This window comes from Streptomyces sp. NPDC059002, assembly GCF_042740435.1.
In the GTDB taxonomy this organism is placed as follows: Bacteria; Actinomycetota; Actinomycetes; order Streptomycetales; family Streptomycetaceae; genus Streptomyces.
This window is the reverse complement of sequence record NZ_JBHYJI010000001.1, coordinates 305,302-329,423: the sequence shown is the minus strand read 5'-3', so window position 1 is coordinate 329,423 and position 24,122 is coordinate 305,302. Positions and strand designations below refer to the sequence as shown.

The following is a 24,122-nucleotide window of genomic DNA, read 5'->3' as shown; positions in this document are numbered from 1 at the left end:
CGATGCGCTTCCGGCACCCCGACGGCTCGACCGTCCACCTCGCGTACTGCACGAACGTGCACCCCGCGGAGACCCTCGACGGCGTCCTCGCCCAGCTCCGCGACCACTGCGAGCCGGTGCGCAGACGGCTCGGCAGGGACCGCATCGGCATCGGCCTGTGGCTCGCCAAGGACGCCGCCCGCGCCCTCGTCACCGACCCCGCGGCGCTGCGCGGCCTGCGCACCGAACTCGACCGGCGCGGCCTCGAAGTCGTCACCCTCAACGGCTTCCCCTATGAGGGCTTCGGCGCCGAAGAGGTCAAGTACCGCGTGTACAAGCCGGACTGGACCGATCCGGAGCGCCTCGCCCACACCACGGACCTGGCCCGGCTGCTCGCGACCCTGCTGCCCGACGATGTCGCCGAAGGCACCATCTCCACCCTGCCCGTGGCCTGGCGCACCCCCTTCGACACCGCCCGGGCCGAGGCCGCCCGCAGCGCTCTCACCGCGCTCGCCCAACGCCTCGACGCCCTCGATGAACTGACCGGCCGGTCGATCCGCATCGGCCTCGAACCGGAACCGGGCTGCACCGTCGAGACGACCGCCGACGCGATCGCCCCCCTCACCGCGGTCGGTCACGACCGCATCGGTGTCTGCGTCGACACCTGTCACCTCGCCACCTCCTTCGAAGACCCGCAGGCCGCGCTCGACGCCCTGACCGCCGCGCGCATCCCCGTCGTCAAATCGCAGCTCTCCGCCGCCCTGCATGCCGAACACCCCCATCTCCCCGCTGTCCGCGAGGCGCTCGCCGCCTTCGACGAACCCCGCTTCCTGCACCAGACCCGCACGCTCAACGGCACCGGACTGCGCGGCACCGACGACCTCGGCGAGGCGCTCGCCGACCATGCGCTGCCCGACACGGCCCCTTGGCGGGCGCACTTCCACGTCCCCCTGCACGCGGCCCCCGCCGCGCCACTCACCTCCACGCTTCCGGTGCTCCAGGACACCCTGACCCGCCTCGTCGGCGGCCCTCACCCCCTCACCCGTCATCTCGAGGTCGAGACCTACACCTGGCAGGCCCTGCCGCCCGCACTGCGCCCGCGCGGCCGCCCGCAGCTCACCGACGGCATCGCCGCGGAACTCACCCTCGCCCGTGACCTCCTGACGGACCTCGGCCTGAAGGAACTCCCATGACTCCCACTCCCTTGCTGGTTCTGGACGTCGTCGGCCTCACCCCGCGCCTCCTCGACCACATGCCGCACCTGAAGGCCCTCGGCCAGTCCGGCGCCAGAGCACAGCTCGGCACCGTCCTGCCCGCCGTCACCTGCGCCGCCCAGTCCACGTTCCTCACCGGCACCACCCCCGCCCAGCACGGCATCGTCGGCAACGGCTGGTACTTCCGCGAGCTCGGCGACGTACTCCTCTGGCGTCAGCACAACGGCCTTGTCGCCGGCGACAAGTTGTGGGACGCCGCACGCCGCGCGCACCCCGGCTACACCGTCGCCAACATCTGCTGGTGGTTCGCCATGGGCGCCGACACCGACGTCACCGTCACCCCCCGCCCCGTCTACTACGCCGACGGCCGCAAGGAACCCGACTGCTACACCCGGCCCCCGGCCCTGCACGACGAACTCACCGAGAAACTCGGCACGTTCCCCCTCTTCCACTTCTGGGGCCCCGGCGCCGACATCGTCTCCAGCCGCTGGATCGTGGACGCCACCCGGCACATCATCGACACCCGCCACCCCGACCTGGCCCTGTGCTACCTCCCTCATCTCGACTACGACCTGCAGCGCTTCGGCCCCGACGACCCCCGCTCCCGTCAGGCGGCGGCCGACCTGGACGCGACCCTCGCGCCGCTCCTCGACGATGCCAAGGCCGAGGGCCGCACGGTCGTCGCCCTGTCCGAGTACGGCATCACCCGTGTGAACAGGCCGGTCGACATCAACCGCGTACTGCGCCGCGCGGGCCTCGTGGAAGTGCACACCCAGGACGGCATGGAGTACCTCGACCCGATGGCGTCCCGCGCCTTCGCGGTCGCCGACCATCAGATCGCCCATGTCTATGTGCGTCGCCCGGAGGACCTGGAGGCCACACGTGCGGCCCTCGAGGGTGTTCCCGGCATCGAGCAACTCCTCGACGACGAGGGCAAGAAGGCGCACCATCTGGACCACCCGCGCTCCGGTGAACTCGTCGCCGTCGCGGAGCCGGATGCTTGGTTCACGTACTACTACTGGCTCGACGACGCCCGTGCGCCCGACTTCGCACAGCTCGTCGAGATCCATCGCAAACCCGGCTACGACCCCGTCGAGCTCTTCATGGACCCCCAGGACCCCTACGTCCGTGTGAAGGCCGCGGGCGCGCTGGCCCGCAAGAAGCTCGGCATGCGCTACCGGATGGCGGTCGTGCCCCTGGACCCGTCACCTATTCGCGGCAGCCATGGCCGCCTCCCCACGAGCGAGGACGAAAGTCCGCTCATTCTGTGCTCCACCCCCCGCGCCGTAAGCGGCCGCGTCGCGGCCACCGAAGTGAAATCGCTGCTGCTCCAACTCGCAGGCCTGGCCTGAGCCCGAAGGCCCGGGTCGCTGAATCTGCTTGATCTCCACTGAACCAGACGGCGCGGACCCTGCCATCAGGGTCCGACCCCGAGTGATCCCTGATCCCTTTTTCGAACCCATCCCTGATGTGACCCCGGGAGACCGCATGAGCCGCAAGCCCACCTCCGCCGACCCTGAACTCGCCCACAGACTCAGCCGACGCGGCATGCTCGGCGTGGCCGCGGGCGCCACCGCCACGGCGCTGATCGGCGCGACCACACCGGCAGTCGCCGCGGACAAGCCCGTGGACACGACGGCGGCCGAGCCGTCGGGCAAGGGCCACGGCCGCCCCGTCCTGCCACCCGGCCGCCTCGGCGTCCAGCTCTACAGCCTCCGCGACAAGGTCTCCACCGTCGGATTCGCCCCCGTCTTCGCCGAGTTGGAGAAGTACGGATATGACGAGATCGAGTTCGCCGGTTACACCCAGGGTTCGGCGGGCGCCATCACCCTCGCCCGGCTGAAGGCGCTGGCCCACGACCACGGGCTGCACCCGATCGGCTCCCACGTCGGCTACTACGACGACAACAACCCCAACGCGTACACCTTCGCGCAGAACCTGACCAAGGTCCTCGACGACGCGGAGGCCCTCGGTCTCCAGCACATCGGCACCGCGTCGGGCCCCTTCCGCTACGGCTCGACCGTCGACGCCTGGAAGCGTGCGGCGGAGGACTTCAACACGTACGGCGAGGCGGCCCGCAAGCGCGGCATGAAGTTCTACCAGCACAACCACGCCGAGGAGTTCTCCTTCGCCGCCGACAAGCCGAAGGTCAGGCTCTACGACGTGCTGCTCGCCGAGACGGACCCCGACTTCGTGTACCTGGAGATGGACATCTACTGGGCCTACTGCGCCCAGTTCCGGTTCGGCAAGCGGCCCGACGGAACCCCCGCTCCCTTCGAGCCGCTCTCCTATGTGCTCAAGCAGCCGCACCGTTATCCGCTGTTCCACGTCAAGGACGGCATCCGTGACGAGACCACGCGGGACGGCTACCGCATGACGGACGTCGGGGACGGGGACATCGACTACAAGAGGTTCCTTTCGAAGGTGACGGCCCGTACCCACCAGGGACGGCGTTATCACCACTGGCAGACCGAGCACGACAGCCCAGTCGAGTCCTATGCCTTCGCCCGCAAGTCCAGCGAGCACCTGCACTCGCTGCGGGAGCGCTGCGGGGAGTAGCCGCGCCCGGCGGGGAGCAGAGAGGGGCCCGGCCGAGCGGCCGGGCCCCACCCCGCGTACGTACTCCTGAGATTCCCTCGGAGCGTCCCTCCGTAGACGGCCTATGCGGTCACGGACGCCGTCGCGGTCTTCTCGCGCCCCGGTTGCCGCAGCAGCAGCGCGACCGCCGCCGCCACCATCGAGACCCCGCCTGCCAGCGCATACGCCCCGTTGTAACCCCATGCGGCGACGACCATCGAGCCGAGTCCGCCGCCGAACAGGCCGCTGATGAGCTTGCCGCTGTAGACCAGCCCGTAGTTGGTGGCGTTGTAGTTCTCGCCGAAGTAGTCCGGGGTCAGCGCCGCGAACATCGGGTAGAACGCGCCGCCGCCGAAGCCCGAAAGGAACGCGAAGAACAGGAACAGCCACTCGCTGTGGATGTCGCCCGCCCAGATCACACCGAACTGGGCGAGGCCGAGCACCACGATCACGAGCACCAGGCTCAGCTTGCGGCCCCAGATGTCCGACATCCAGCCGACGACGGCGCGTCCGACGCCGTTGACGACCGCCATGACGCCCATGGAGGAGGCCGCGACCAGGGGCCCGAAGCCGATCTCCTTGGCGAAGTCCACCTGGAAGGAGATGCCGAAGATCGACACCCCGGCAGTGAGGACCAGGCTCAGCCACATCAGCGGCAGCATGCCGGTCCTGATGGCCTCCTTGGGGGTGAACTGCCGTACCGCGGGCGGGTTCTTGGCCAGCGACTTCGCGCTCTTGTCGTCGCCCGACATGGCGAGCGGATCGATGTCGTGCGGCCACCAGTTCTTCGGCGGGTCCCGGAAGAAGAAGGCGCAGACGAGCACCACGACCAGTACGTACAGGCCGATCATGTCGAGCACACGGTGGTAATTCGATGTGTCGAAGGCGTAGTTGAAGATGAAGATGAACGGCAGCGAACCGTACGCGAAGCCGCCGTTCACGAATCCCGTCTTGCCGCCTTTGCGCTCCGGGAACCACTTGCCGACCATATTGATACAGGTCGAGTAGACGAGACCGGAGCCCAGGCCGCCGATGACACCGAACCCCAGGATCGCCAGCCACACATTGCTGAGATGGGACAGCGCGACAAACCCGAGCATGCACATGAAGGAGCCGATCATCATGGCCCGCTTGGCGGTCACGATGCCCTTCTCCCGAAGCCATCCGGCCGGGAACGCGATGCCCGCCTGGAAGAAGACCCAGACGCTGAGGATCCAGAAGGTGTTGGACTGTGTCCAGCCATGGGCGCTGGACAGTGTGTCCTCCGCCGAGCCGTACGCGTACTCGGAAACGCTGATGGCCATCATCGCTATCCATGGCAGATACACCATGAGCTTGCGGGAATGGCCGAGGATGTCGCGGTCCGTCTCGCCCATGCGATAGACGCGGCCGTGCTCGTCGGTGATCTCTCGGTACCTCGCGCCGGTGGCCGGCGCCGTATTTCCTGCGGCGATGGGCTCCGCCGTCATATCAAGCCATCTCCTCACCGAGGGGTTGCGGGTTGGGTTCGATGCCACGGGGCCTGGGCCTGCCGGGCTGGGAAAGGAAGAGTGCGATGAAGCCCGCGAAGAGTGAAATGCAGCCCGCCAGGGTGAAGGCACCGGAGTGCCCCCAGGCGTCGACGACCACGGCCCCCATACCGGCGCCGAGGCCCGATACGAGCTTGGAGCTGTAGACCATTCCGTAGTTGGAGGCGTTGTTGTTCTCGCCGAAGTAGTCCGCGGTGAGTGCCGCGAACATCGGGAAGATGGCGCCCCCGCCGAAGCCGGATATCGCGGAGAAGATCAGGAACAGTGGCAGATTCTTGACGTCGGCCGACCAGAGGATGCCGAACTGGGCGAGGCCGAGAATGACGCAGACCACGAGCAGGCACTGCTTGCGGCCGTAGAGGTCGGACAGCCAGCCGATGACGCCGCGCCCGGTGCCGTTGACGATCGCCTTGAGTGACATCGCGGTGGCCACGATCCCGCCGGCGAATCCCGCCTCCTTGCCGATGTCGACCTGGAAGGCGATGCCGAAGATGTTCACACCGGATGTGCAGGCCAGACAGAACCACATCAGCGCCACCCGCCCGGTCTTCCACGCCTCCAAGGGGGTGTATTGCTTGACGGCCGGTGGGTTCTTCCGCAGGGAACGCCGCGCACGCGGGTCGGCGGGCGGATGGAGCGGATCGACGTCAGCGGGCCACCAGTTCTTCGGTGGATCCTTGAAGAAGTAACCGGCGACCGCGACCATCGTGGCCAGCAGGAAACCCACCGAGACCAGCACCCAGCGGAAGTTGGTCAGATCCATGAAGCCGGTGAACAAGAAGACGAACGGCACCGAACCATAGGCGAAGCCGCCGTTGACGAAGCCGGTCTTGCCGCCCCGCCGCTCCGGATACCACTTGCCGACCATATTGACGCAGGTGGCGTACACCATTCCGGCGCCCATGCCGCTGAACATGCCGAAGCCCAGATAGGCGACGATGACATGTGGCGCGAAGGCCAGCGAAAGATAGCCGAGCAAGGTGCCCGACGCGCCGAGCATCATCGCCCAGCGGGCGGGCAACCTGCCGCTCTCGCGCAGCCGGCCCGCGGGGAAGGCCACGGCTGCCTGGAAAATCACCCAGACCGTCATCATCCAGAAGATGTGCTGGTCGTTCCAGTGGTGCGCGGTGTGCAGGGTGTCCTCGGCGGAAGCGAAGGCGTACTCGGCCGACGAGATGCCCATCATGCCCACCCAGGGCAGGATCACCATCCACTTCCGCTTGCGGCCCATGATGTCGATATCGGTCTCACCAACCCGGTACATCCGGCCGTTGGCGTCCGTCACCTCCCTGTAGGGGACGGAAGTCGGTAGTTCGGTCGTGGTCATGACGGTCGCACCCCTTGCGTCGAAAGATCTGGCCAGCGCCCCCTGTCCAAATTCCTTTCGTGCGCGCTCGGGTCCCGGGGCGGCCGGCGCGCACCGCCGACCGCCCTGTCGCTTCAGGCCCTCATCGACCACCACCCCGGAGCAGCCCCGCGGCCCGTGCCCACCGGTACTTCGCGCCGAGCGCGGCCACCGGCTTCTCGGTCGTGTACGGGTACGCGACGACGCCCCGCTCGAAGAGGTACTGGCAGGCCTCCTCGACCTCGACATCGCCCGCCAGCGACGCCACCACGGGCTTCTCCACGCCCCGCTCGCGGAACTCCGCGATGACGCGGGCCGTGAGCTCGGCGAAGACCATGGGAGGGGTGACGATCGTGTGCCAGTAGCCGAGGACCAGCGCGTGGATGCGCGGGTCCTCCAGGCCGAGCCTGATCGTCGCCTCGTACGTCGAGGGCGGCTCGCCCCCGGTGATGTCCACGGGGTTGCCCGCGGCCCCGAAGGGCGGGATGAACGCCTTGAAGGCCGCGTCCAGGTCGTCGGAGATGTCCATCAGCGTCAGGCCGTTGTCGGTCACCGCGTCGGAGAGCAGCACGCCCGAGCCGCCCGCGCCCGTGATGATGACGATGTTGTCGCCCTGGGGAGTGGGCAGGACCGGCAACGCGCGCGCGTACTCGAGCATTTCGTTGAGCCCCGGGGCCCGGATCACGCCCGCCTGCTTCAGGATGTCGTCGTACACGGCGTCGTCGCCCGCCAGCGCGCCCGTGTGGGATCCCGCGGCCTTCGCGCCCGCCGCCGTCCGCCCGGCCTTGAGGACCACGACCGGCTTCTTCGGGACGGTCGCCCGGGCTGCCTCCACGAAGGCGCGGCCGTCCTTGAGGTCCTCCAGGTGCATGGCGATGCACTGGGTGTTGGGGTCCTCGCCGAACCAGGTGAGCAGGTCGTCCTCGTCCAGGTCCGACTTGTTGCCGAGCCCGACGATCGCGGAAACACCCGTCTTCGTAGTGCGTGCGAAACCGAGGATGGCCATCCCTATGCCGCCCGACTGGCTGGTGAGGGCGACGCCGCCCTTCACGTCGTAGGGCGTGCAGAACGTCGCGCACAGGTCCTGCCACGTCGAGTAGTAGCCGTAGATGTTCGGGCCGAGCAGCCGTACTCCGTAGCGCTCGCCGATCGCCACGATCTCCTCCTGGAGGGCGTGTTCACCCGTCTCCGCGAAGCCGGAGGGGATCAGAACCGCGTTGGGTATGCCCTTGCGGCCCACCGCCTCCAGGGCCGATGCCACGAACTTGGCGGGGATGGCGAAGACCGCCACATCCACCTCACCAGGAACGTCCGTGACACTCTTGTACGCCTTGCGGCCCAAGATGTCATCGGCCTTGGGATTCACCGGATGGATCTCTCCGGAGAAGCCGCCGTCGATGAGGTTGCGCATCACCGAATTGCCGATCTTCCCCTGCTCGTTCGAGGCGCCGATGACGGCGACGGAGCGAGGCTGCATCAGGCGGCGCATCGAGGTGAGCATCTGCGCGCGTGTGTAGGTGCGTCGTGGTGTGGGGGCGTGCTCGGAGAGGATGATCCGGATGTCCGCCGCGATCGCGCTCTCCGGGGTGGCGATCACCGGGTTGAGGTCGACCTCCGCGATCTCGGGGAAGTCCGTGACCAGTTGGGAGACCCGGCGGATCTGTTCGGCGATCGCCCAACGGTCCACGGGCTGCGCTCCGCGCACTCCCCGCAGCACCTCCGCGGCCCGGATCGAGTCGAGCATCGAGACCGCCTCGTCGGCGTCCACGGGCGCAAGGCGGAACGTGACGTCCTTGAGGACCTCCACGAGGACGCCGCCGAGCCCGAAGGCGACGACCTTCCCGAACGTCGGGTCCGTCACCGCCCCGACGATCACCTCCTGCGTGGCGGGACCGCTCGGCAGCAGCTCCTGCACCTGTACGCCCTCGACACGGGCGTCAGGGGCGTATGCGCGCGCGTTCTCGACGATCCGGCAGAAGGCCGCCCGTACGTCGGCGGAGCCCTCCACGCCGACGATCACGCCGCCCGCGTCGGTCTTGTGCAGGATGTCGGGGGAGACGATCTTCATGACGACAGGACCGTCGAAGCGGGCGGCGTGTGCCACGGCCTCGTCGACGTCGGTCGCCAACTCCTCGCCCGGTACGGCGATTCCGTAGGCGTCCGCGATGACCTTGCCCTCGGGGGCCGTCAGGGACGTGCGTCCCTCGGCGCGCACCGAGTCGAGCAGCGTGCGCACCCTCAGCACGCGGTCTTCTGCCATCACTCAGATCACTCCGTTCGACTTGAGCAGGCGCAGTTCCTCGTCGCCGAGGCCGAGCTCACCGATGAACACCTCAGCGTTGTGCTCGCCGAGCAGCGGCGAACTGACCACGTCCACGGGGGAGTCGGAGAGCTTCAGGGGGGAGCCGACGGTGGTGAACGTGCCGCGTTCGGGGTGCGGGACCTCGACGACCATCTCGTTGGCGACCAACGAGGCGTCCTCGATGATCTCCCTGGTGGAGAGGATCGGACCGCACGGGATGTTGTGGGCGTTGAGCCGCTCCAGTACGTCCCACTTGGGCAGCGTCGACGACCACTCCTCGATCAGCTGGAACATCTTGCCGAGCTTGGGAAGGCGTGCCTCCGGAGTGGCCCAGTCGGGGTCGTCCGCGAGCTCCGGGCGCCCGATCAGCTCGGTGATGGGCTGCCAGCCCACGGGCTGCACGATGACGTACACGTAGTCGTTCGGGCCCCCCGGCGCGCACTTGACGGCCCACCCGGGCTGCCCGCCGCCGGACGCGTTCCCGGAGCGGGGCACCTCGTCCCCGAAGTCCTCGTTCGGGTACTCCGCGAGCGGTCCGTGCGCGAGCCGCTGCTGGTCGCGCAGCTTGACCCGGCACAGGTTGAGGACGGCGTGCTGCATGGCCACGTTCACGCGCTGTCCGCGACCGGTGTTCTCCCTCTGGAAGAGGGCGGCCAGAATGCCCGCGACGGCGTGGATGCCGGTCCCGGAGTCACCGATCTGGGCGCCGGTGGCGAGGGGAGGACCGTCCTCGAAGCCCGTGGTCGACATCGATCCGCCCATGGCCTGGGCGACCACTTCGTAGGCCTTGAAATTGGTGTAGGGGCCCTCTCCGAAGCCCTTGATCGAGGCGTAGACGATGCGTGGGTTGATCTCCTGGATGCGGTCCCAGGTGAAGCCCATCCGGTCCACGGCGCCCGGGCCGAAGTTCTCGACCATCACGTCGGAGCGCCGGATCAGCTCGGTCAGGAGTTCCTTGCCGCGCTCGGTCTTGGTGTTGAGGGTGATGCTCCGCTTGTTGCAGTTGAGCATCGTGAAGTACAGCGAGTCGACGTCGGGGAGGTCGCGCAGCTGCTTGCGCGTGATGTCCCCGGACGGCGCCTCCAGCTTCACCACGTCGGCACCGAGCCAGGCGAGCAGCTGGGTGGCCGACGGGCCGGACTGGACGTGGGTCATGTCGAGGACGCGAATGCCTTCAAGAGCCTTGGTCATGGCCGTCGGGGCTCCTCACTTGTACATGGTCTGGTTCATGGTTCCGGGGGCGTACGCGTCCGGGTCGACCCAGACGTTGATCAGCGAGGGCTTGCCGGACTCGCGGGCGCGGCGCAGCGCGGGGCCGATGTCGGCGGGGTCGCAGACCTCTTCGCCGTGGCCGCCGAGGAGCTGGGCGAACTTGTCGTAGTGGACGTCGCCGAGGGTGTTGCCGACCCGCTCGCGCTCCTCGCCGTACTTGGCCTTCTGGCCGTAACGGATCTGGTTCATCGAGGAGTTGTTGCCGACGATCCCGACGAAGGGGAGGTTGTAGCGCACCAGGGTCTCGAAGTCCCAGCCGGTGAGGCTGAAGGCGCCGTCTCCGAAGAGGGCCACCACTTCCTTGTCGGGCCGTGCCTGCTTGGCGGCGAGGACGAAGGGGATGCCGACGCCGAGCGTGCCGAGTGGTCCGGGGTCCATCCAGTGGCCGGGCGACTTGGGCTGGACGACCTGTCCGGAGAAGGTGACGATGTCGCCGCCGTCGCCGATGTAGATGGAGTCTTCGGTAAGGAAGTCGTTGATTTCGCTGACCAGGCGGTACGGGTGGATGGGTGAGGCGTCGGAGCGCAGGCTCGGCAGGCGCTTCTCGATGGCTGTCTGCTCGGCGGCACGCAGCTCGTCAAGCCACTCCTTGCGCTTGGCGGCCCCTCCGTTGAGGCGTCCGGACGCGGCCTCGGTCACCGACTTCAGGATCAGTCCCGCATCCCCGACGATGCCGAGGTCGATGTCCCTGTTCTTGCCCACGGTGCGGTAGTCGAGGTCGATCTGGACGACGGTGGCGTCCTGGGAGAGCCGCTTGCCGTAGCCCATGCGGAAATCGAAGGGCGTGCCGACGATGACGATGAGGTCGGCGTTGGCGAAGGCGTAGCGCCGTGAGAGCTGGAAGTGGTGCGGGTCCCCGGGCGGCAGAGTGCCGCGCCCGGCCCCGTTCATGTAGGCGGGCACGTTCAGGGTGCGCACGAGGTCGATGGCGGCTTCGGTGCCGCGCGTCGTCCACACCTGGCTGCCGAGCAGGATGGCCGGCTTCTCCGCGTGCACGAGAAGGTCGGCGAGCTTCTCGACGGCCTCGGGGTCGCCCGCCGAGCGGGTCGAGGCGCGGTACTGCCCGGCCTGCGGGACACGGGCCTTGTCGACCGGCACCTTGGCGTCGAGGACGTCGCGGGGTATTTCCAGGAAGGAGGGCCCCGGAGCGCCGTGGTAGCACTCGCGGAACGCCATCGACACCATGTCGGCGGCGCGTGCCGTGTCCGGGACCGTCGCGGCGAACTTGGTGATCGGCGTCATCATGTCGACGTGCGGGAGGTCCTGGAGGGACCCCATCTTGTGCTGGGTGTGGGCTCCTTGGCCGCCGATGAGCAGCATGGGGGACTCGGCGCGGAAGGCGTTGGCGACACCGGTGACGGCGTCGGTCGTGCCGGGGCCCGCCGTCACGACCGCACAGCCGGGCTTGCCCGTGATGCGCGCGTAGCCGTCGGCGGCGTGGGCCGCGACCTGTTCATGGCGTACGTCGACGACGTCGATGCCCTCGTCGACGCAGCCGTCGTAGATGTCGATGATGTGGCCGCCGCAGAGGGTGTAGATGACCTCTACGCCCTCCGCTTTGAGTGCTTTGGCGACCAGGTGCCCACCGGAGATGTGGTTCTGGCTGGTGTCGTCGGGCATGGCGAAGTCCTGTCCCTTCGTAGGGGAGTTGAGGTGTGCTCGCACGCCTCGGGAGTGCTCTCGCGGTAGATTGCATACAGTCGACGAATACTGTATGAACCTTGTTATCCCGCATCCGATGGGTGGTGTCCAGGGGGCGTACGGCACTTTTGAGTCAGGAGCCGGAATGGACCTTTTCGAGCACCAGGCAAGGCAACTCTTCGAAGAAAACGGCATCTCGGTGCCATGCGCCGAGGTCGCCGGCACGGCCAAGGAAGCACGCGCGGCAGCCGAACGTCTCGGCGGCCGCGTCGTCGTCAAGGCCCAGGTCAAGACCGGGGGACGCGGCAAGGCGGGCGGTGTGAAGCTCGCCGCCGACCCCGCCGCGACGGAGATCACGGCACGCCAGATCCTCGGCATGGACATCAAGGGCCACACCGTGCACACCGTGATGGTCGCCCAACCCGTCGACATCGAAGCCGAGTTCTACGTCTCCTACGTACTGGACCGCGCGGCGGGGCGCTTCCTCGCGATCGCCTCCGCCGAGGGCGGCATGGAGATCGAGGAAGTGGCGGCGGCCCGCCCCGAAGCGGTGGCGCGCCTCGCGATCGACCCGGCGCAAGGGGTGACTCCGGAGAAGGCCACCGAGATCGCGGCCGCCGCGGGCCTCCCCACGGAGACGGCCGACACCTTGGTCAAACTCTGGCGCGTTCTGATCCGTGAGGATGCTCTCCTCGTGGAGGTCAACCCGCTCGTGCGCACCTCCCAGGGAGAGATCCTCGCGCTGGACGGCAAGGTCACCCTCGACGACAACGCCCGCTTCCGCCAGGAACGCTGGGGCGCCGAACGGGCCGTGCACGACCAGGAACTGGAAGCCATGGCCGCCGCCAAGGGCCTCAACTACGTGAAGCTGGACGGCGAGGTCGGCATCATCGGCAACGGCGCCGGACTCGTCATGTCGACGCTCGACGTCGTCGCGGGCTGCGGCGCCCGCCCCGCGAACTTCCTCGACATCGGAGGCGGCGCCTCCGCCCAGATCATGGCCGACGGCCTCTCCGTCATCCTCTCCGACCCCTCGGTCACGTCCGTCTTCGTGAACGTCTTCGGCGGCATCACCGCCTGCGACGCCGTCGCCGACGGCATCGTCCAGGCCCTGGAATCCGTGCGGCTGACCAAACCCCTGGTCGTCCGCCTCGACGGCAACAACGCGGCCCGCGGCCGCGCCATCCTCGACGCCCGCGCCCACCCGCTCGTCCAGCAGGCCACCACCATGGACGGCGCCGCACGGCGCGCCGCCGAACTCGCCCACTAGAGAAGGAAGGACCGTCATGGCGATCCACCTCACCAAGGAGAGCAAGGTCCTCGTCCAGGGCATGACCGGCGCCGAGGGCATGAAGCACACCCGCCGGATGCTCGCCGCGGGAACCGACGTCGTCGGCGGCGTCAACCCCCGCAAGGCGGGCCGCACCGTCGACTTCGACGGCCGCCCCGTCCCCGTCTTCGGCTCCGTCCGCGACGGCATCGACGCCACCGGGGCCGACGTCACCGTCGTCTTCGTGCCGCCCGCCTTCACCAAGGCCGCCGTCGTCGAGGCCGCCGACGCCGGGATCGGGCTCGCCGTCGTCATCACCGAAGGCGTCCCCGTCCACGACTCCGTCGCCTTCCTCTCGTACGCGAAGGAGCGCGGCACCCGCGTCATCGGCCCCAACTGTCCCGGCCTGATCAGCCCCGGCGAGTCCAACGCGGGCATCATCCCCGCCGACATCACCAAGCCGGGCCGCATCGGCCTCGTCTCCAAGTCCGGCACCCTCACCTACCAACTCATGTACGAACTCCGCGACATCGGCTTCTCCACCTGCGTCGGCATCGGCGGCGACCCCGTGGTCGGCACGACGCACATCGACTGCCTTGCCGCCTTCGAGGCCGACCCCGACACCGAACTGATCGTCCTCATCGGCGAGATCGGCGGCGACGCCGAGGAACGCGCCGCCGCGTACATCAAGCAGTCCGTCACCAAGCCCGTCGTCGCCTACATCGCCGGATTCACCGCGCCCGAAGGAAAGACCATGGGCCACGCGGGCGCGATCGTCTCCGGCTCGTCCGGCACCGCACAGGCGAAGAAGACCGCCCTCGAAGCCGTCGGCGCGCGCGTGGGCAACACCCCGACCGAGACCGCCCAGTTGGTGCTCGACCTCCTGTGACCCCTGCCCGCCCCGACTGTGCACCGTGAGCGGAGACCACCCGATGACACCCTCAAGCACGTCCCGCGACGCACTCGTCCTCAAGGCCGGCACCGCCTGGACCGACGCCTGGCGGCGCTGCGTCGCCGTGGCGCCCGAGGCCTTCCGCGACGACCGCGTCCTGAACCTCTGGAACAACACGTGGCAGACCGACGGCAGGCCCCTGCCCGCCACCAGCCCCGTCGACGGCACCCCCATCGCGGGCCCGCCGCGACTCGACGCCACCACGGCCCGGCAGGCGGTACGCGCCGCACTGGACCAGCACCGCACCTGGCGCCACATCGCGCTGCCCGAACGGCGCGCCCGCGTCGCCGCGACCCTCGACGCGCTCGGTGAGCACCGGGAGTTGCTCGCGCTCCTGCTCGTCTGGGAGATCGGCAAGCCGTGGCGCCTCGCGCAGGCCGACGTCGACCGGGCCATTGACGGCGTGCGCTGGTACGTCGAGGGCATCGACGCGATGGTCGACGGCAGGGCGCCGCTGGACGGTCCCGTCTCCAACATCGCCAGCTGGAACTATCCGATGAGCGTGCTCGTTCACACCATGCTGGTACAGGCATTGGCAGGGAACGCGGTCATCGCCAAGACCCCGACCGACGGCGGCGTCGCCTGCCTCACCCTCGCGTGCGCCCTCGCCGCCCGCGAAGGACTGCCCGTCACCCTCGTCAGCGGCAGCGGCGGCGAGCTGTCCGAAGCGCTCGTGCGCGCGCCCGAGATCGGCTGCGTCTCCTTCGTCGGCGGCCGTGACACGGGCGCCGCGGTGGCCACCGCCGTCGCCGACCTCGGCAAGCGGCACATCCTCGAACAGGAAGGACTGAACACCTGGGGCATCTGGAACTACAGCGACTGGGACGCGCTCGGCGCCCTCGTCCCCAAGCTCTTCGACTACGGCAAGCAGCGCTGCACCGCCTACCCGCGCTTCGTCGTGCAGCGTGCCCTCTTCGACGCGTTCCTCGCCGCGTACCTCCCGGCGGTCCGCACCGTACGCGTAGGGCATCCGCTCGCCGTCGAGCACCCCGACGACCCGTACCCCGAGCTGGACTTCGGGCCGCTCATCAACGCGGCGAAAGCCAAGGAACTCACCGACCAGGTCACCGAGGCCGTCGACCGGGGCGCCGTCCCGCTCCATCGCGGCAACCAGGCGGAGGGCCGCTTCCTGCCCGGCCAGGACACCGACGCCTACGTCCATCCCGTCACCCTCCTCAACCCGCCACCGTCCTCCCCGCTGCACCATGCGGAGCCGTTCGGCCCGGTCGACACGATCGTCCTGGTCGACACGGAGGCCGAGCTGCTCGCGGCCATGAACGCGTCGAACGGCGCGCTCGTCGCCACGCTCTCCACCGACGACCCGGCGACGTACGAACGCCTCGCACCGCAGATCCGCGCCTTCAAGGTCGGCCGGGGCAGGCCGCGCTCGCGCGGTGACCGCGAGGAGCTGTTCGGCGGGTTCGGCGCGTCCTGGCGCGGCGCGTTCGTCGGCGGCGAGCTCCTTGTGCGCGCCGTCACCCAGGGGGAGGCGGGGGAGCGGGCGCCGGGGAACTTCCCGAGCCATCACCTGATGGCATGAGGTGAGGCGGCCCCGGCCCCTCGCCGGGGCCTGGGCTCCTGCCTGCCCGGTTGCCTGCCTGGTTGCCTGCCCGGTCCGGCAGGGCTCAGCCGATGCCCTGCCGGTCCGGCAGCAGTGCGAACGCGCGGTCCGCCGCCTCCGGGACCGAGCGCTCCACGGCCTGCGCGAGGAGTTCCCGGTGCCGGAGCAACGGCTCGCGCCGTTCCCCGGGAGCGAGCAGCAGCAGATCGTCGAGCCCGGCGAGCATGCGCCGGGTCACCTGGGGATTGCCGACCGCGCAGCCCCGGATCTCGGCGAACCCCAGATCCACCAGCGCGGTCCAGTCCGGCACCGACTGCACGAGGCGCATCGCCCCGCGCCGGTCGCGGTGACCGAGCGCGCCCAGCGGATGGGGGGCGATCGCCGCGAGGAACTGCACGATGCGGTCCAGGGCCTGTACGGCGGTGGTCGGATCGTTCACCGCGGGGGACAGGGCGCGCAGCGCGATGTCGGACAGCTGGCGCAGACCGAAGCCGAGATCCTGGTGGAAGGTCCGCTCCACGCCCACGGACACCGTGTAGCGCAGGGCACGGCGGGACGGTGCGGCCCCGCCGTGCACCGTGAAGACCGGCGTCCCCGGCACCACGAAGTCGCCGATCCGGGGGATGAGCCGCAGGACGACGCCCTGGCGCCGGGCCGCCCGCACGGCTCGCGCGATGTTCACGTCGCGCAGCACGCCCGCCCTGCCGTGGTGCATGATCCGCGCGGTCTCGGGCCCGAGCTGTCCGGTGTCCACGGGGAGCTCGGTCGGCTGCTTCACCGCGACCCGGAACGACTCGCGGGCGATCCGGTCGATGACGAAGCCGATCCGCATCATCCGGACCGTTCCATTCACATAGGCCACGAACAGCAGCAGGCTCAGGAGCACCATCAGCATCGCGAGCACCGACTCGACGAGGGGCACCGTCGTCACGAGCCGCGGATCCTGCTCGCTGTCGAACGACGTCAGCGTAAGGAGCGAGAACAGGAACGTCGCCATGAAGACCGTGAGCGTGGCCTTGGTGATCCGCGACCGGACGTAGAGCCGCACCACCCGGGGGCTGAACTGTCCGCTGGCCATCTGCACGGCCACCAGCGAGATGCTGAAGACGACACCGATGAAGGTCATCATCGCGCTGCCGATGGTGTTGATCACCGCCTTCGCGTCGTCGGCGATGGAGATCAGGTCCTTGATCGAGTCGAACTGCTCGTCGTCCCGCAGCGCCGCCACGATCTCCGCGTCCACCTCCGCCGCGAGCCACCACAGCACCATGATCCCCACGAGGCCCGCGGTCGGCGCGAACCACATGGTGTCCCGCAGGTGCTCGCGCAGCGGGGACAGCACCCGGGGCCGCCGCGGCTTCACATCGATCGACGCCCCTGCCGTACCAGTAATCAACCCGTCACTCATGGTGAGACTGTAGGCGGGGTGACGCAGGCCACCGCGTATCCGCGGTCGAGGCGCGGATACGCAGGTGAAAGGCACTCCGAAACCTTGGTATTGTTGTCCATGTCGCCGCGGGGAACACCCCAGGGCGGCAGACGCCTAGTCCGGGTGGCGGAATGGCAGACGCGCTAGCTTGAGGTGCTAGTGCCCTTTATCGGGCGTGGGGGTTCAAGTCCCCCCTCGGACACCAGCTGGAGACCCCACTTCATGTGGGGTCTTTCGCGTTTCAGGGGGGCGTCGGCGCGTCACGCCGAGCCCTCCTCCGCCCACAGCGACCGCACATGCCCCAGATGGCGGGCCATGCACCGCTCGGCGGCCGCCGCGTCGCCCGTGAGCATCAGGTCGAGGAGTTCGAGGTGTTCCTCGGCCGAGGGGGTCAGCTGGTCGCGGGCGTCCAGGGCGGTGAGGCCGTAGAGGCGGGAGCGTTTGCGGAGGTCGCCGACGGTTTCGACGAGGCGGTCGTTGCCGGAGAGGGCCAGGAGGGAGAGGTGGAAGCGGCGGTCGGCCTCCAGGTAGGCGATGAGGTCGTGGTCGCGGGCGGCGCGGACGATCTCCTCGGCGATCGGGCGCAGCACCTCCAGGTCCTCGCGGGCCGCGGTGCGGGTGATGCGGCCGATCATGGGGACCTCGATCAGGCCGCGGATCTCGGTGTACTGGTCGAGGTCGCGTTCATTGACCTCCGTGACCCGGAAGCCCTTGTTGCGGACGGGCTCGACCAGGCCCTCGCGGGCCAGGTCGAGCATCGCCTCGCGCACCGGGGTCGCCGAGATGCCGAAGTCCTCGGCGAGGCCCGGTGCCGAGTAGATCTCGCCGGGGCGCAGCTCGCCGGAGATCAGGGCGGCGCGGAGGGCGTGGGCGACCTGGTCGCGCAGCCGCTCCCTGGTGGTGATGAGGTTCTTCTGCTTCAGGTGCCCCATGGTGTCCCCTCCGGTGTTCCCGCCGTGCTCGCCCACCGGCCCCGGGCTCGTCGCGGAGTCGTTGCGGATCACCAAAGTACAATGTGACGTTGCCAGTTGGACCTCTCGGGGCGGAACTGGGGAGGTGAGAAGGTGCGGGTCAGAGGCGGAAGCCCGCGGGGAAGGGGTCGTCGGGGTCCAGGAAGTACTGGGCCGTGCCGGTGATCCACGCCCGCCCGGTGATCTGCGGAACGACCGCGGGCACCCCGGCCACCGTCGTCTCCGCCGTCAGACGGCCGGTGAATTCCGTGCCGATGAAGGACTCGTTGACGAAGTCGCGGTCCAGGGGGAGTTCGCCGCGGGCGTGCAGTTGCGCCATCCGCGCCGAGGTTCCTGTGCCGCACGGGGAGCGGTCGAACCAGCCGGGGTGGATGGCCATGGCGTGCCGGGAACGGTGCGCGTCCGAGCCCGGAGCAGCCAGGTAGACGTGCTTCACGCCCGCTATGTCCGGCTGTTCGGGGTGGACCGGGCGGTCCGGTGAGTCGTTGATCGCCGCCATGACGGCCAGGCCCGCCGCGAGCAGGTCGTCCTTGCGGTCGCGGTCGAACGGCAGGCCCAGCGCGTCGAGTTGGACGAACGCGTAGAAGTTCCCGCCGAAGGCCAGGTCGTACGTCACCGTGCCGTGGCCCGGGACGTCGATCTTGCGGTCCAGGGCGACGCTGAAGGCCGGGACGTTGGTGAGCGTGACCGATGTCGCCGCGCCGTCCGTCACGCGTACGTCGACGCAGACGAGGCCCGCGGGGGTGTCGAGGCGGACCGTGGTGACCGGCTCGGTGACCTGGACCATGCCCGTTTCGACCAGGACGGTGGCCACGCCGATCGTGCCGTGGCCGCACATCGGGAGGAGTCCCGACACCTCGATGTAGAGGACGCCGTAGTCGGCGTCGGGGCGGGTCGGCGGCTGGAGGATCGCGCCGCTCATCGCGGAGTGGCCGCGGGGCTCGTACATCAGGAGCGTCCGCAGATCGTCCATGTGCTCGATGAAGTGCAGCCTGCGTTCGGCCATCGTGGCGCCGGGGATCACCCCGACACCGCCGGTGATCACTCGCGTGGGCATGCCCTCGGTGTGCGAGTCGACTGCGTGGTAGACGTGACGCGTGCGCATGGAACTCCCTTCGGAAGTAGGAGAGTTGCTCGGATTGCGGGTGGGGCCCGGGGCCCGGTGGCCGAACTCGGCCGCTGGGTGGTGTCCCGCGGTCGGACCCGGCCGCTCGGTGGAGTCCCGCCGTCGCCCCGACCGGCCGCCTAGTGGTGGCCCGCCGCCCGCGCCTTCTCCGTGGCCGCGCGGACCATGGCCTCCACCGGGCCCGGCAGCGGGGTGCGCGGCGGGCGGGTCGGGCCGCCGCGCAGGCCCACGATGTCCATCGACAGCTTGATGGACTGCACGAACTCCGTCTTGGAGTCCTGGCGCAGGAGCGGGTGCAGCGAGCGGTACAGGGGGAGCGCCGTGGTCAGGTCGCCCGCGCAGGCCGCGTGGTAGAGCTCGGCGCAGGTGGCGGGGAAGGCGTTCGGGTAGCCCGCGATCCAGCCGACGGCGCCCGCGACGGCGAGTTCGAGCAGGACGTCGTCCGCTCCGATCAACAGGTCGAGGTCCGGGGCGAGTTCGGCGATCTCGTACGCCCTGCGGACGTCGCCGCTGAACTCCTTGACCGCCACGACCGAGCCGTCGCCGTGGAGTTCGGCGAGGAGGGCGGGGGTCAGGTCGACCTTCGTGTCGAGCGGGTTGTTGTACGCGACCACGGGGAGCCCGGCCCGGGAGACCTCGGCGTAGTGGGCGCGCACGGCGTCGTCGTCGGCGCGGTACGCGTTCGGCGGCAGCAGAAGTACGGAGCCGCAGCCCGCCTCCGCCGCCTGCTCGGCCCAGCGGCGGGACTCGGCGCTGCCGTACGCGGAGACGCCGGGCATCACGCGGGCCCCGTCGCCCGCCGCCTCGACGGCGGTGCGGACCACGCGGGCGCGTTCGTCGGGGGTGAGGGTCTGGTACTCGCCGAGTGAGCCGTTGGGGACGACCCCGTCGCAGCCGTTGGCGACGAGGTGGCGGACGTGTTCGGCGAACGCGTCGTGGTCGACGGAGAGGTCCTCGCGCAGGGGCAGCGCGGTGGCGACCATGATGCCGCGCCAGGGTCGGTCCGTGGTCCAGGTGGCGGAGGTCATGAGGCGTGCCCTTCTGTGGAGTGCGGTGCGGAGTGCGGCGTGGAGTCCGAAGTGGATTCCGGAGCGGATTCCGGAGCGGATTCCGGTGAGGGGAGGGAAGCGAGTGTGCCGAGCGGGACGGGAGTGGACAGGGGGAGCCGGGGCGGCGGCGCCGGGGCCACGGCCCCGGCGGTGGCCAGGCAGGTCACCGCCGGGTCGCACATGCGGCCCTGGCACCAGCCCATGCCCGCCCTGGTGAGGAGCTTGACCGTGCGGGTGTCGCGGGCGCCGTACTCGGCGACCGCCTCGCGTATGCGGCCCGCGGGCACCTCCTCGCAGCGGCACACGTCCGTGTCGTCCCTGAGCCACTCCGTCCAGCCGGGGCCCGGCGCGTGCGCGACGGCCATCGCCTCGGCGAAGGCGCGCATGCGGTCGCGCCGGTGCCGCAGGGCACGCAGGGCGCGCAGAACACGCGGGGAACGCGGGGCCCGCGGGGCGAGAGGAGCATGCGGAGCGCGTACGGCGCCGTGGTCTCCTGGCAGGGCGGGGCCGCGGCCCGTCAGGCGTGCGAAGATCGCGAACGCCGCCAAAGCGCCCTCGGCGAAGGCCAGTTGAACCCCGCCGACGCCGCCCGTCTCGCCCGCCGCCCACATGCCGCGGAGCGATGTCTCCTGCAGAGGGCTCAGGGCGAGGGCGTGCGTGCCGTCGACGGTGCGGCGGGTGGCGCAGCCGAGGGTGGTCGCCGTCTCGATCCGCGGGATCAGGCCGTGGCCCACGGCAAGGGCGTCGCAGGGCACACGGCGGGCCGTGCCGGGCACCGGACACCAGTCGCGGTCGATGCGGGTGACCGTCACCGCCTGCACCCGGTCCGTGCCGTGCGCCTCGATCACCGCGCTGCGGGTGCGCAGGCGGACCCGGTGGCGCAGCAGGGCGGAACCGTGCAGCGCGGCCTCCGCCAACTTCCCCGGATTCGCGGCCAGTACGCCGGGATGGCGGGCGTAGCCGAGATAGTCCGATGCTTCGATCACCTCGGGGACGCGCGCGCCCGCCGCGGTGAGGGAAGAGGCCGCGGCGAGCAGCAGCGGACCGCTGCCCGCGACGACGATGCGCCGACCCGGCAGCGCGAGGCCGGACTTGAGCATCGCCTGGGCGCCTCCCGCGCCCACCACGCCGGGCAGGGTCCAGCCGGGGAACGGGAGTTGACGCTCGTAGGCACCGGTCGCGAGCAGGACCGCGCGGGCGCGCACGGTCACCGGGCGGCGGTCGTCGCTGTCCGCGCCGTCCTCGCCCGCCAGCGCGTGGACCGTCCAGTCGGTGTCGCTCCCGCGCGTCACCGTCCACACGTGGTGGCCGAAGAGACGGTCCACCGGGCCGGCCGCCAGCCGGTCGCGCAGCGCGGCGAAGGCCGCCCAGTCGTGGTGCAGGACCTCGGGGCGCGTCGCGCCCGTCGCGGGATGCGGGTGCCGGTAGAACTGGCCTCCCGGTCCGTAGGAGGAGTCCAACAGGGCGACGGACAAGCCGAGTTCGGCTGCGGTGACGGCGCCCGCGAGGCCCGCGGGGCCCGCGCCGATGACCGCCACGTCGTACGGTTCAGGTGTCGAGCCCGGCATGGCCGTGTCCTTCCTGCGTGGTGATCGCGTCGCCGGGGTGGGCGGTGACCAGGCAAGCCCTTCTGTTGGGCCGTCCGTTGACGGTGGCCAGGCAGTCGTGGCACTGTCCGATGCCGCAGAACGCGCCGCGCGGGCGGCCGCCGACGCGTGTGGTGCGCCAGGCGAGGATCCCGGCGGACCAGAGCGCGGCGGCGACGGACTGGCCGGGCAGGGCGGTGAGCGGGCGCCCGTCGAAGGTGATCTCGAAGGCGGAGCCGGTCGCGGCGCCGACCAGTTCGGCGGGGGTCGGGTCGTCGTACGTCATGGCGTCGGCTCCTCGGTGAAGCGCTCGGGGGCGAACGGGCCTGGATCCACCGGGAGTTGTCGGCCCGTCAGCTGCGCCGCGATCAGCAGGCCCGTCGCCGGGGCCAGGCCGATGCCCGCGCCTTCGTGGCCGCAGGCGTGGAAGAGGCCGGGGACGCGGGGGTCGGGGCCGATCGCGGGGAGGTGGTCGGGAAGGTAGGGGCGGAACCCCGCGTACGTCCGGATCGCCCGCACCCCGGCGAGGGCCGGGAAGAGCCGGGTGGCCTGCGCCGCGAGGCGCCGGAGGACCTCCACCGAGAGCGTACGGTCGAAGCCGACGCGTTCGCGGCTCGCCCCGATCAGTACGGGGCCCGCGGGGGTGCCCTCCACCACGGCCGAGGTCTGCAGGGCCGCGGAGCCGCTCGCCACGTCGGCGACGTAGTCGGCGGAGTACACCTTGTGCCGTACGACGCGCGGCAGGGGCTCGGTGACCAGGACGAAGCCGCGCCGGGGCAGGACCGGCAGATCAACTCCCGCCAGCTGGGCGATGGTTCCGCCCCAGGTGCCCGCCGCGTTGAGCACGCGGGGTGCGAGGACGTCGCCCGCCGCAGTCCGTACGCCCCGTATCTCGCCGCGAGGGCCGGTGAGGACCGCGGTGACTTCCTCGCCGAGCCGCAGCGTCAGCCGTCCATGTCCCTGCTCCTTGCTCCGCCCCGCGTTCCGCAGCAAGTGCGCGGCGGCGAGGGCGGGTTGGACCTGGGCGTCCTGCGGGTAGTGGAAGCCGCCCGCGAGGCCGGGGGTGAGGTGCGGTTCGAGGTCGGCGAGGCGGTCCTGCGGGATCTCGTACGCCTCGACGCCCGCCCGTGCCTGGCCCGCGGCGAAGTCGCGCAGCGCGGTCAGGTCCGCGTCGGCCGACGCGACGACGACGCCGCCCTTCGTCTCGTACTCGACGGCTGCGGGCAGCTCCTTCGCCAGGTCCTGCCACAACTGGCCGGAGAGCAAGGCGAGTTCAAGTTCCGGACCGGGTGCCTTGTCGGATACGAGGAGGTTCCCCTCGCCCGCTCCGGTGGTGCCGCCCGCGACGGGGCCGCGGTCGAGCACGGTGACGTGGAGGCCGGCGCGGGTGGCGTAGTGGGCGCAGGCGGCGCCGACCACACCCGCGCCGATGACGATGAGATCAGGGCGTTCCGAGGGGGGTCTCGTGAGCACGGCAGTAATATTTCACATGGCACATGGGCTGCCAAGTGCCTGCGCAGAGAAGGGAGTTTGACGATCGGTCCGTGGCCGGGGGAGTTCGCGCGGGGTGATCAGTCGCGGCGGTTGTGCGTGCCCGGGGTGTAGCCGAAGGCGCGGCGGAAGACGTCGATGAACGCGCTGGTGGACGACCAGCCGCAGCGGTGGGCGACCGCCGTGACCGGCATGCCGTCGGCCAGCATGCGCAGGGCGTGGTACAGGCGCAGTTGGGTGCGCCACTGCGGGAACGTCATGCCCAGCTCGCGGCGGAAGAGCCGGCTGAGAGTGCGCTCGCCCGCCCCCGCGTCGGCCGCGAGGGCGGCGAGCCCGCGCGGCTCCGCGGGGTCGCGGTGCAGCAGGTCGCAGACGGCCGCGAGCCGGGGGTCGGTGGGTGTGGGCAACTGGACGGGCTGCTGCGGCGAGGCGCGCAGCTGGTCGAGGAGGACCGCGCGCAGCCGCAGCCGTTCCGGGGTGTCCTCGTGCGGGCCCCGGGTGTACGCGAGGATCAGCTCGCGCAGCAGCGGGGCGACGGCGAGGACGGTGGGGGCGGCCAGGCCGAGCGGGTTCGTGTCGGCGGGCAGGCCGAGCAGATGCAGATCGAGGTGCCCGTGCGCACGGTGCGCGTGCACGCAGCCCGCGGGCACCCAGATGGCCCGGGTGCCGGGCGCGAACCAGGTGCCCGCGTCGGTGGTGACGGCCAGGACGCCGGAGCCCGCGTAGACGATCTGGTGGTCGTCGTGACGATGCGCGTCGATCCGCTCCCCGGGCGCCAGCGCCTGGGTACGGGTGGGTGCCTCGGGGGTATGGCGGATCTCCGGCATG

At 70.3% G+C, this 24,122-nt stretch carries 19 protein-coding genes and 1 tRNA gene; 7 read left to right on the top strand and 13 right to left on the bottom strand.

Annotated elements, in window-relative coordinates:
* Positions 1-2: 2 nt before the first annotated feature.
* The 3 genes from eboE (at position 3) to ACFWZ2_RS01330 (ending at position 3,752) form a co-directional block, all read left to right on the top strand.
* The gene (eboE, locus tag ACFWZ2_RS01340) at positions 3-1,172 is read left to right on the top strand and encodes a metabolite traffic protein EboE (protein WP_384539984.1); all 1,170 of its coding nucleotides are present in this window, start codon (positions 3-5) and stop codon (positions 1,170-1,172) included.
* Entirely contained in the window at positions 1,169-2,545 is a 1,377-nt protein-coding gene (locus ACFWZ2_RS01335; RefSeq protein ID WP_384539982.1) for an alkaline phosphatase family protein, read from the top strand. Before eboE ends, ACFWZ2_RS01335 begins: the two co-directional genes overlap by 4 nt.
* A 136-nt stretch (positions 2,546-2,681) precedes the next feature.
* A complete protein-coding gene (locus ACFWZ2_RS01330) occupies positions 2,682-3,752 on the top strand; it encodes a sugar phosphate isomerase/epimerase family protein (RefSeq protein WP_384539980.1) in 1,071 nt (356 codons plus the stop codon).
* Between the two features lie 101 nt (positions 3,753-3,853).
* Here the strand turns inward: ACFWZ2_RS01330 and ACFWZ2_RS01325 are convergent, their stop codons facing one another.
* The 5 genes from ACFWZ2_RS01325 to ACFWZ2_RS01305 all read right to left on the bottom strand — a co-directional run bounded on the left by ACFWZ2_RS01325 (position 3,854) and on the right by ACFWZ2_RS01305 (position 11,838).
* Complete coding sequence (locus ACFWZ2_RS01325) at positions 3,854-5,239, bottom strand: OFA family MFS transporter (RefSeq protein WP_384539977.1); 1,386 nt, start codon at positions 5,237-5,239, stop codon at positions 3,854-3,856.
* 1 nt (position 5,240) lies between these two features.
* Entirely contained in the window at positions 5,241-6,626 is a 1,386-nt protein-coding gene (locus ACFWZ2_RS01320) for an OFA family MFS transporter (RefSeq protein WP_384540360.1), read from the bottom strand.
* A gap of 121 nt (positions 6,627-6,747) precedes the next feature.
* Positions 6,748-8,904, bottom strand: coding sequence for an acetate--CoA ligase family protein (locus ACFWZ2_RS01315; protein WP_384539975.1), 2,157 nt, complete (start codon positions 8,902-8,904; stop codon positions 6,748-6,750).
* 3 nt (positions 8,905-8,907) lie between these two features.
* The gene (gene frc / locus ACFWZ2_RS01310) at positions 8,908-10,137 is read right to left on the bottom strand and encodes a formyl-CoA transferase (protein ID WP_384539972.1); all 1,230 of its coding nucleotides are present in this window, start codon (positions 10,135-10,137) and stop codon (positions 8,908-8,910) included.
* 15 nt (positions 10,138-10,152) lie between these two features.
* Positions 10,153-11,838 carry a thiamine pyrophosphate-binding protein gene (locus tag ACFWZ2_RS01305; RefSeq protein ID WP_384539969.1) on the bottom strand — a complete coding sequence of 562 codons (1,686 nt, stop codon included), beginning with the start codon at positions 11,836-11,838 and terminating at the stop codon, positions 10,153-10,155.
* 166 nt (positions 11,839-12,004) lie between these two features.
* Here ACFWZ2_RS01305 and sucC point away from each other — a divergent pair, with 166 nt between their 5' ends.
* Genes sucC through ACFWZ2_RS01290 form a run of 3 tightly spaced genes read left to right on the top strand, consistent with a single transcriptional unit; the run spans position 12,005 to position 15,621 of the window.
* Complete coding sequence (gene sucC, locus ACFWZ2_RS01300) at positions 12,005-13,129, top strand: ADP-forming succinate--CoA ligase subunit beta (RefSeq protein WP_384539967.1); 1,125 nt, start codon at positions 12,005-12,007, stop codon at positions 13,127-13,129.
* Positions 13,130-13,145: 16 nt separating this feature from the next.
* Positions 13,146-14,018 (top strand): succinate--CoA ligase subunit alpha, encoded by an 873-nt coding sequence (sucD, locus tag ACFWZ2_RS01295; protein WP_384539964.1) that lies wholly within the window; start codon positions 13,146-13,148, stop codon positions 14,016-14,018.
* A gap of 43 nt (positions 14,019-14,061) precedes the next feature.
* A complete protein-coding gene (locus tag ACFWZ2_RS01290) occupies positions 14,062-15,621 on the top strand; it encodes an aldehyde dehydrogenase family protein (RefSeq protein WP_384539961.1) in 1,560 nt (519 codons plus the stop codon).
* 85 nt (positions 15,622-15,706) lie between these two features.
* Here ACFWZ2_RS01290 and ACFWZ2_RS01285 read toward each other — a convergent pair whose 3' ends face one another.
* Positions 15,707-17,050: a DUF2254 domain-containing protein gene (locus tag ACFWZ2_RS01285; protein WP_384539958.1), complete on the bottom strand. Its 1,344-nt coding sequence runs from the start codon at positions 17,048-17,050 to the stop codon at positions 15,707-15,709.
* A 138-nt stretch (positions 17,051-17,188) separates the two neighbouring features.
* On the opposite strand from ACFWZ2_RS01285, the gene ACFWZ2_RS01280 reads away from it, so the two are divergent.
* A tRNA-Leu gene (locus ACFWZ2_RS01280) sits at positions 17,189-17,276 on the top strand.
* 55 nt (positions 17,277-17,331) lie between these two features.
* Here ACFWZ2_RS01280 and ACFWZ2_RS01275 read toward each other — a convergent pair.
* The 7 genes from ACFWZ2_RS01275 to ACFWZ2_RS01245 form a co-directional block, all read right to left on the bottom strand.
* The gene (locus ACFWZ2_RS01275) at positions 17,332-18,003 is read right to left on the bottom strand and encodes a GntR family transcriptional regulator (protein ID WP_384540358.1); all 672 of its coding nucleotides are present in this window, start codon (positions 18,001-18,003) and stop codon (positions 17,332-17,334) included.
* A gap of 139 nt (positions 18,004-18,142) precedes the next feature.
* Positions 18,143-19,147, bottom strand: coding sequence for a proline racemase family protein (locus ACFWZ2_RS01270; protein WP_384539956.1), 1,005 nt, complete (start codon positions 19,145-19,147; stop codon positions 18,143-18,145).
* Positions 19,148-19,287: 140 nt separating this feature from the next.
* Positions 19,288-20,196 (bottom strand): dihydrodipicolinate synthase family protein, encoded by a 909-nt coding sequence (locus tag ACFWZ2_RS01265; RefSeq protein WP_384539953.1) that lies wholly within the window; start codon positions 20,194-20,196, stop codon positions 19,288-19,290.
* Positions 20,193-21,785 carry an FAD-dependent oxidoreductase gene (locus tag ACFWZ2_RS01260; RefSeq protein ID WP_384539951.1) on the bottom strand — a complete coding sequence of 531 codons (1,593 nt, stop codon included), beginning with the start codon at positions 21,783-21,785 and terminating at the stop codon, positions 20,193-20,195. The genes ACFWZ2_RS01265 and ACFWZ2_RS01260 overlap by 4 nt, the downstream gene beginning before the upstream one ends.
* Complete coding sequence (locus tag ACFWZ2_RS01255) at positions 21,766-22,089, bottom strand: (2Fe-2S)-binding protein (RefSeq protein ID WP_384539949.1); 324 nt, start codon at positions 22,087-22,089, stop codon at positions 21,766-21,768. The genes ACFWZ2_RS01260 and ACFWZ2_RS01255 overlap by 20 nt, the downstream gene beginning before the upstream one ends.
* Positions 22,086-23,276: an NAD(P)/FAD-dependent oxidoreductase gene (locus tag ACFWZ2_RS01250; protein WP_384539946.1), complete on the bottom strand. Its 1,191-nt coding sequence runs from the start codon at positions 23,274-23,276 to the stop codon at positions 22,086-22,088. Before ACFWZ2_RS01250 ends, ACFWZ2_RS01255 begins: the two co-directional genes overlap by 4 nt.
* Before the next feature lie 98 nt (positions 23,277-23,374).
* Positions 23,375-24,121, bottom strand: coding sequence for an AraC family transcriptional regulator (locus tag ACFWZ2_RS01245; RefSeq protein WP_384539944.1), 747 nt, complete (start codon positions 24,119-24,121; stop codon positions 23,375-23,377).
* Position 24,122 lies beyond the last annotated feature (1 nt).